At 44.4% G+C, this 7,109-nt stretch carries 11 protein-coding genes; 9 read left to right on the top strand and 2 right to left on the bottom strand.

Annotated elements, in window-relative coordinates; genetic code table 11:
- The first annotated feature begins 87 nt into the window (after positions 1-87).
- The 4 genes from H586_RS19125 to H586_RS19120 all read left to right on the top strand — a co-directional run bounded on the left by H586_RS19125 (position 88) and on the right by H586_RS19120 (position 1,691).
- On the top strand, positions 88-555 hold the full coding sequence (locus H586_RS19125; RefSeq protein WP_155891394.1) for a hypothetical protein: 468 nt from the start codon (positions 88-90) through the stop codon (positions 553-555).
- On the top strand, positions 552-737 hold the full coding sequence (locus H586_RS21220; RefSeq protein WP_081701843.1) for a DUF1937 family protein: 186 nt from the start codon (positions 552-554) through the stop codon (positions 735-737). Before H586_RS19125 ends, H586_RS21220 begins: the two co-directional genes overlap by 4 nt.
- A 118-nt stretch (positions 738-855) precedes the next feature.
- Positions 856-1,497: a tyrosine-type recombinase/integrase gene (locus H586_RS0111795; protein ID WP_027182141.1), complete on the top strand. Its 642-nt coding sequence runs from the start codon at positions 856-858 to the stop codon at positions 1,495-1,497.
- Positions 1,494-1,691: a helix-turn-helix domain-containing protein gene (locus H586_RS19120; RefSeq protein ID WP_027182134.1), complete on the top strand. Its 198-nt coding sequence runs from the start codon at positions 1,494-1,496 to the stop codon at positions 1,689-1,691. Before H586_RS0111795 ends, H586_RS19120 begins: the two co-directional genes overlap by 4 nt.
- Before the next feature lie 283 nt (positions 1,692-1,974).
- On the opposite strand, the gene H586_RS0111785 is transcribed toward H586_RS19120, so the two are convergent.
- Positions 1,975-2,676, bottom strand: coding sequence for a hypothetical protein (locus H586_RS0111785; protein ID WP_027182140.1), 702 nt, complete (start codon positions 2,674-2,676; stop codon positions 1,975-1,977).
- Between the two features lie 619 nt (positions 2,677-3,295).
- On the opposite strand from H586_RS0111785, the gene H586_RS20505 reads away from it, so the two are divergent.
- The 5 genes from H586_RS20505 (at position 3,296) to H586_RS20695 (ending at position 6,370) form a co-directional block, all read left to right on the top strand.
- A complete protein-coding gene (locus H586_RS20505) occupies positions 3,296-4,603 on the top strand; it encodes an SMODS domain-containing nucleotidyltransferase (protein ID WP_081701842.1) in 1,308 nt (435 codons plus the stop codon).
- Positions 4,593-5,198, top strand: a complete 606-nt coding sequence (locus H586_RS0111770; RefSeq protein WP_211232567.1) for an SLATT domain-containing protein — start codon at positions 4,593-4,595, stop codon at positions 5,196-5,198. The genes H586_RS20505 and H586_RS0111770 overlap by 11 nt, the downstream gene beginning before the upstream one ends.
- A gap of 113 nt (positions 5,199-5,311) precedes the next feature.
- A complete protein-coding gene (locus H586_RS20500) occupies positions 5,312-5,575 on the top strand; it encodes a BrnT family toxin (RefSeq protein ID WP_081701841.1) in 264 nt (87 codons plus the stop codon).
- A complete protein-coding gene (gene brnA / locus H586_RS0111765) occupies positions 5,562-5,795 on the top strand; it encodes a type II toxin-antitoxin system BrnA family antitoxin (RefSeq protein WP_027182138.1) in 234 nt (77 codons plus the stop codon). The genes H586_RS20500 and brnA overlap by 14 nt, the downstream gene beginning before the upstream one ends.
- 227 nt (positions 5,796-6,022) lie before the next feature.
- Positions 6,023-6,370 (top strand): hypothetical protein, encoded by a 348-nt coding sequence (locus tag H586_RS20695; RefSeq protein WP_155891393.1) that lies wholly within the window; start codon positions 6,023-6,025, stop codon positions 6,368-6,370.
- A gap of 158 nt (positions 6,371-6,528) precedes the next feature.
- Here the strand turns inward: H586_RS20695 and H586_RS0111760 are convergent, their stop codons facing one another.
- A complete protein-coding gene (locus H586_RS0111760; RefSeq protein WP_027182137.1) occupies positions 6,529-6,837 on the bottom strand; it encodes a hypothetical protein in 309 nt (102 codons plus the stop codon).
- Positions 6,838-7,109: the final 272 nt, after the last annotated feature.

Genomic DNA, 7,109 nt, shown 5'->3' with positions numbered 1-7,109 from the left:
GACTTGTTTGCGGCGGATTCCGACAAAGCGGCCTGATTTTGACCTGTAGTTAGTATGCGCCACCAGTGCGCCACGAGCGAGAGTAAAATGAGTACGAAATTCCATGCGCTTGAGCCGTGGGAATTGATGAACACGGCGAAGAAGCTAATCGGCATAACCGGCTTGGAACTGATTTTTAAAGTCGGCCACAGTCGGATTTATCAGTTTTGCCGCAACCCTCGTTACACAGAAGACAGCGCAAGAACTCCGTTGGAGCGGATGCGAATGTTGATTGCTGATGTTTCTGATCAGGGTGGGCAGGGCAAAGAACTGGCACGGGCAATGGTGGACAGTATGGCGGAACCGCTTGGGATGCATTGCATACCCAATGCTGTTGCAGAGCCGGACAAGCCCACATTGGCAGAAGAGTGCCTTGATGATTTGCCAGCACTGGTAGCGCTGCACAAGGCCATGATGAACGGCGAAGACCCGCGCACTGTAGAGGCGTTGCACGCCGAAGCTGTGCAGGAACTAGACCAGACAATAACGAAATACAGAGAGGGGCTGCAGGGATGAGTGAGCAGGCCACCACTGAAATACGGTTGGTGTATCTGGCTACGCCGTATTCACACGCTAGTGATGCAGTGCGTCATGCACGTTTTTTGGCTGTGACGGAGGTAGCTGCAAGAATGTGGCGGGCAGGGCTTGGCGTGTATTCGCCTATTATCGGCCGTGCAGGTGTGGGGATGGCTGCATAATGCTGGCAGAAATCCGGATTGTGTTTTTTGGCTGTGTGTGCGGCTTTGTTTTACAAGCTGCCTGTTTTCGGAATACCCGCCAACATGGGCGGTGTTTGCCGGAACATGGAGGCCAGGCATGAGCGGACGCAGAGCCTTTACCGACGATGAAGTCCGCAGAATGCGGCGGGCCGTTCCTGCAGGGCGGTTTGCGGCACGCAACCTTGCCGCGTTTGAATTGATGATTCACACCGGCGGCAGAGCCAGTGAAGTTTGCAAGCTGCAATTGCGGGATGTTTCGCGCCGTGGGCAAATGCTGGATAGTGTGACCTTTGAGCGGCGCAACACCAAAGGCCAGCGCAGGGGGCGCAACCTGCCCATGCATCCTAATTTGCGGCGGGCACTGGAAGCATGGCAGCGGGAGCTTTTCTCCTTGGGATATTTTGAGCCGGAAGCGTACCTGCTGCAGTCGCAGAAAGGAATACACAGCAACACGCACATAACACCCCAACACCTTTGGTATATAGTGGAAACCGCCGCAAAACGGGCCGGAGTGCTGGGGGCTATCGGTACGCATAGCTGCCGCAAGTATTTTGCCCAGCACCTGTACAATACCTACAAGCAGCTGCGGGCGCAGGGCAGGCCAATGGAAGACCCTTTGCGGGCTTCGCAGCTTGCGCTGGGACACTCGCGCATGGATTCGACACTGCACTACATGGAAGACGTGATTGCCCGCGCAGAAGTGTATGATGTTCTTTTAAAAATGGGGTTTGCGGCATGAGTGAAGCCAAGTGCGATTTTTACACCGTGCAGGAAGTACGGCGGCGGCTGAGCTGGAAGAGCGCCGAAACCGTGCGCCGGGGAATCAAGGCAGGCCGTATACAAGCCGCCAAGGTGGGCGGGCAGTACCGCATACCCCGCACAGAATACGAGCGCATTGCCCGCGAAATGGGGCTGACGGCGGGGGAGGACTAGCCATGGAATGCCCGCGTTTAGGATGTGGTGGGGAAACAGCGGTAGTGGTGACGACCGCCCTGCATGACCGCATAGACCGCACACGGCGCTGTAAGCGCTGCGGATACAAATTTACCACAACGGAAATACATAACTCTGCGATTATGCAGGCGCTGGAGCGGTTGAGCGCTGGCGGGCAGCAGGGCAAGGCAGGGTAGGCGATGCTGAAAACATGGCGAAGGGAAAAAGTCCCATCCGGTGGATGGACGGGGCTTTTGTTTTTTAGCTCTAAAAGGTTAAACCATTATGCTTCAAGTTTGCTTTCGGGCAGTTTGGCTTGCAGTTTGGTAATCTTGTCATCCAAATTATAGTGCATTGTCTTTTGTATGTATTCTTCAAGTTCTGTGAGGTGGTTATAGTAGTCGTTAAAATGAGCTTTGTTTGGTGACTGTATGATGTCGTTAACTATTTTGTAAAAAAAGGAGAATGATTTTTTCCAAAGTGTAACTTTAATAATGTCTAAATTTGAAATTCTGTTTGTTGTGCCTGCATGTATGTTAGTATTCTTTGAGTTTAATGCTACTGCCCATTGTCCATGAGCAATTTTATTTCTTATTATTGCAGGCTCAGCAATATGTGTGTCAATCATCACATCAATTTTTTGATTGAGATTTGTCTTATGGTTATGCTTACATGAAGTTGATATTTTAGTTATTCCAATTCTTACAGCTTGCTTCCATTTATCAGCAGTTGTTGTTTTATTTTTAATACTTTTAATTTCTTCGAGGTTGAAAGCGTGTGGAGTATGGATCAATTTTGAAAACATTGCTTCTGCGTATGCAGAAAAAGTAAGAGCAGCAATGAAAGTAAATTTTTGTGCAGTAGCTAAATCATTTTTTCGTAAATGATTGTTGATTGCTTGGCTAACTAGCTTGAAGCTTGTCTCCAACGCTTTGACATTTTCTGTTTGAGCTTGGAAGATTTTTAGTTTTTCGTCGTTTGTCATAATGTATAGTGATGCTGGGGTGATAAAGATCACATTGGTTTCAATGTGCCCTTTAGCGCCCCGGAATCGAACCGGGATCAACACTAATTAAAGTGCATGTCTTAGCCATATTAGACGAACGCTCCGCCTCGACATTCTCATATTCGCATAGAGCCTTCAACATTTTTTATCTGATCCTCGTTGTAAAAATGTTTACTTGCGTTTGCTTTCCAGTGGACGGACGGGGGCTTTTGTTTTGGTTGGTGGGTGGTTGCGCTATTTTAAAACGCCTGCTATCGGGAATGAAATAAAGACTTCTGTGTCTGCGCGCCTCGGCAAGGCCTGTGGTGCTGTCCAAACCTTTTGTCACCATTGTTTGACGGTCATACCGTGGGAGGCCAGTGTATACGCACAATGCAGTAGGGATGTGCCGCCACCAGTGGTAAAACCCTGCAAGCAATGCGAGGCAGATGTACTGGAAGGTATGGAAAAATGGTCTGTTTGTCGGGCTGCTGCGCCTTGGCTGTAATTATGGTGTATAGATTGTCTTTTGCATATGTTTATTTGGCTGTAGTAACTGTACATATGGTGTGGGTGTAGTTTTGTTAGAAATGTATCGTGAAATAGGTAGAGGTTGCTAGTGACTATAGCAGAAATGTTTCGTAGTTTTTGTGACAATATAAGAATACCAAGTGGTGATGTTAGCTCAATAAGCAGTAAATATGGTGAAATTACATACTCTTTGAATAAGAAGTTTCGAGATACAACATCAAAAATAGCAAATACACTTCAAGTAGGGTCGTACGGTAGAAAAACTGGTATTAAGGGCATTTCTGACTTGGACATGCTTTATATAATGCCAAGTGTGACGTGGAATACCTATAAAGATGATCAATCGAAACTTCTTCGTGATACAAAAGAGGCAATAGTATCTAGGTACCCTAAGACCACGGTTAAGGTTGATCGCCTTGTTGTGCAAGTTCTTTACGATACTTTCACAGTAGAGGTTCAGCCTGTTTTTGAACAGGAAGATGGTAGCTTTAAATACCCTGATACATATGGTGGAGGCTCATGGAAAATTACAAAACCTCGTAAAGAAATTGAGGCAGTACGCAAGATTGATAGTGAAAAAAATAATAATTTTAGAATGCTATCTAGAATGGTTCGGGCATGGAAGAATAGAAATGGTGTCGTAATGGGGGGACTTCTGATTGACACCTTGGTCTATAAGTTTCTAATGAATACAGATGATTATGACGCGGCAAGCTACTCAAGCTATGGGCGGCTGAGTCGTGATTTTTTTGAGTATTTGAAAGATCAACCTGATCAAAATTTTTATTTTGCATTAGGCAGCAATCAACAAGTTAAAGTCAAAAAGAAATTTCAAACAAAAGCTAACCAAGCATATAACGCTTGTCTAAGAGCGATTAAGGCTGGTGAAACAGCGACAGCGCATAGTGAATGGAAAAAAGTGTATGGACGCTTTTTCCCTGCCTATGTTGCAAACGTGAGAGTAGCAGATGAAGCATTGCGCTATGAATATACCGAAGAGTTTATTGAAGATAAGTATCCTGTAGATATCCGCTATTCTTTAGAGCTAGAGTGTAAAGTTACCCAAAATGGTTTTCGTGTTGATTATTTGACCAACCTTCTTAGGCGGGGATTCCACTTGCCGCCTAGAAAAACATTAGATTTTACTATAGACACTTTAGACTTGCCAGATCCTGATATGATTCTATGGAAAGTTCTTAATCGTGGAGCTGAGGCCGAAAGGCGAAACTGTATTAGAGGGCAAATTGTTTCAGATAAAGGTTGGAGAACTAAGCAAGAAAAAACGACTTTTAAGGGGGAACATCTCGTTGAATGTTATGCTGTTAAAGGCGGAGTGGTTGTTGCTAGAGGAAGAATTGATGTTCCTATAGAAAGAAATGCAGAGAATGATGAATAGAGACGAACTACTGAAATCTATTGCAGAGCTTGGGTATAATGTTGGTTTTGGAGCCAAAAAACATTTTGCCACGTATGATATCGTTGAAAAAGTTCCCGGAATTATCGGCTTTTTTTCAATGGCCTTTGGGATTTTTGCTCTTGTATTTGATGTATTGTCAACGAAAGTTCTTTCCGCTTCTTTTCTAGTTTTGGGGCTTGTGAGTATTTACATTGCGATGTACCAGCAAGAAAAAGAGGCGTATCGAGAGAAAGGAGAGGCGTTGACGTGTATGTTCTATGAACTTAGAGACTTATATGCCTTGGTTAAGAGCGGTACATCAAGTGATGTCGAAGCGCAGTATGATGAGCTTAGACGTATTCGAAAAGAATATTTGGGTTGCTGTATTGCTAAGCAAGTGTGCTTTAGTGATTGGTATGCTCATTATAAATTTTTTTGGCAACATCAGATAGAATGGATCGATGAGCAAAAAAAATTCAACTTGTTGAGGGATAAGATTCCATTCACTTTTTATATTTTTTTGCTATTTATTTTTATTTTTGCTCTGTTATTTTTTTGGAAAGTTGAAGTAATTTTGATTTGGCATTTGCGCTGATTTTAAAACTGTTTGATATGCCTTATTAAAATGAGCCCTCACCTGGTAACGAGTGAGGGCTTTTGTTTTGGTAGACGTGTTGACTTTTGGTATAATTTATATACATTTTTTATATGCTTTTTGAGTACGATAAAAACAAAAGCCAATCAAATGCGGTAAAGCACGGCATTGATTTTGAGGCAGCCAAGGCTCTGTGGGATGACCCTGAACTCTTGGAGATTCCAGCGAAGACCACGGATGAGCTGCGCTGTCTTATTATCGGCATGATAGGTGGAAAGCATTGGTCGGCAGTAATAACTAAACGAGGTAGGGCTACACGGATTATTTCTGTGCGCCGTTCTCGTAAAGAGGAGGTGGCATTGTATGAGAGCCTCTGATTTTGATAAAGCTTTTGATGACGGCAAAGACATTAGCCAGCATCTTGATATTGCAAAGGCAAGCCGCCCTAATAAGGATGTACGCCGCGTTAATGTGGACTTTCCTGCATGGATGGTTGATGCCTTAGATCAGGAGGCCGCTCGTCTTGGTATCACCCGTCAGGCAATTATCAAGGTTTGGATTGCACGGCAGATAGACGGCCCTTGTAACCACGCCTAGTTTTAGTGTGCGCTTGTTTTGCTTATGATGAAGCCCCCATCCGGTAACGAATGGGGGGTTTGTTTTTGTGTGGAGGGTGGTTGCATGATTTAGAGCTTTGCTGATAACGGAGGGGGAAACAAGGGGCGCTACGTTAGTGGCTATCGAAAAGAGCCTGTATGTTGGGCTGTTGCACCATGGCTACGGTATGGTGTTTTTTATATTTTTGGTGTGAAAGGAGTAGGCAGTTGAAATTATTTTATGTTTTTTTTGTATCTATCTTTATGTTGTTAAGTGTTAATGTGTGGGCGGGGAATTCAAAAGATTCAGTATTTAAAAGCGTAGAAAATTTTTCTGAATCAAAGCAAAGTGTTCCTGATAGCCGTCAGCTTGTTGCACAAGGAGAATCTGATGACCTTGAAAAGCAAATTGCGTTTATAATAAATGCAAATGGTTTTTTGTGCTCGCGTGTCATTTATGTCCAACCGCTAGCACAACGGAATTTATATGAAGTTCGTTGTATTGAATATAGAGGGGGAAGCGGTACTGTTGACTATATTCTGAATGCTAGTACGGGGGTAGTATTTAAACGGTGATGAAATGTTTTTTGTTCTTTTTTGTTTCCGTAGTTCGCTGAAAAACAGCACTGGATTGCACGGCAGATAGGCGGACCTTGCAGTCACGTCTAAGGTTGGTGCGCTTACTTTGCTTACGACAAAGCCCCTATCCGGTGAACGGACGGGGGCTGTTGTTTTTAGGGCTTTGAGAAACGTTCCATAACATGGTGCGGACAGTGATGGCCTATGAATTTCTCAGCTAGGTTATAATCAAGATTCAAAATTTTCGCAGCAGTGTTCAGCGCAGAGAGCAGCTCGTTGGGATTGTCTATGTTAAGAGTTTGATTGACTGATGGCTGGTCGTAACCATGTCTCGTAATGCGCAAGAACACGTTTTCGTCACTATCCCCAGTTAATGTGATGGCGTATGAATCACCTTCCCAATCGTAGTCGCAATCATCGTAAAACATTTCTTTGAGACACGCAGCCTTTAAGCCGTCCTTCATCGTTCCCCTCCTAGTATGATTTGCAGACACGCTACTATTGATTGACCACACCGCAAATCTTAACTTTTCCCAAATCGTAAGAATAGGATTGGCGAAGTTAAAACGAGTTAACTGTTGTTAAACGGTGTAAACTCTCCTGCCCGCCAAGCTATCAGAAATTTCTATATTCTCAAGATTTATCTATATCTATATAAATCTGCATTGTGGAAAACTCCTGAAAAGCTAGTCTATACGCACCCTCGCCGCGCTTGTGCGGCCTTGCTGGAACTGAA

Origin of the sequence: Oleidesulfovibrio alaskensis DSM 16109 (genome assembly GCF_000482745.1) — a bacterium.
Lineage (GTDB): Bacteria > Desulfobacterota > Desulfovibrionia > Desulfovibrionales > Desulfovibrionaceae > Oleidesulfovibrio > Oleidesulfovibrio alaskensis.
Note: the sequence above shows the minus strand (reverse complement) of the source record. Positions and strands in the feature narration are given on the sequence as shown.

Excerpts from the sequence above, each read along its gene's own strand:
- H586_RS19125 (WP_155891394.1), top strand. The coding sequence starts at position 88 with ATGAGTACGAAATTCCATGCGCTTGAGCCGTGGGAATTGATGAACACG.
- H586_RS21220 (WP_081701843.1), top strand. The coding sequence starts at position 552 with ATGAGTGAGCAGGCCACCACTGAAATACGGTTGGTGTATCTGGCTACG.
- H586_RS0111795 (WP_027182141.1), top strand. The coding sequence starts at position 856 with ATGAGCGGACGCAGAGCCTTTACCGACGATGAAGTCCGCAGAATGCGG.
- H586_RS19120 (WP_027182134.1), top strand. The coding sequence starts at position 1,494 with ATGAGTGAAGCCAAGTGCGATTTTTACACCGTGCAGGAAGTACGGCGG.
- H586_RS0111785 (WP_027182140.1), bottom strand. The coding sequence starts at position 2,676 with ATGACAAACGACGAAAAACTAAAAATCTTCCAAGCTCAAACAGAAAAT.
- H586_RS0111770 (WP_211232567.1), top strand. The coding sequence starts at position 4,593 with ATGATGAATAGAGACGAACTACTGAAATCTATTGCAGAGCTTGGGTAT.
- H586_RS20500 (WP_081701841.1), top strand. The coding sequence starts at position 5,312 with ATGCTTTTTGAGTACGATAAAAACAAAAGCCAATCAAATGCGGTAAAG.
- brnA (WP_027182138.1), top strand. The coding sequence starts at position 5,562 with ATGAGAGCCTCTGATTTTGATAAAGCTTTTGATGACGGCAAAGACATT.
- H586_RS0111760 (WP_027182137.1), bottom strand. The coding sequence starts at position 6,837 with ATGAAGGACGGCTTAAAGGCTGCGTGTCTCAAAGAAATGTTTTACGAT.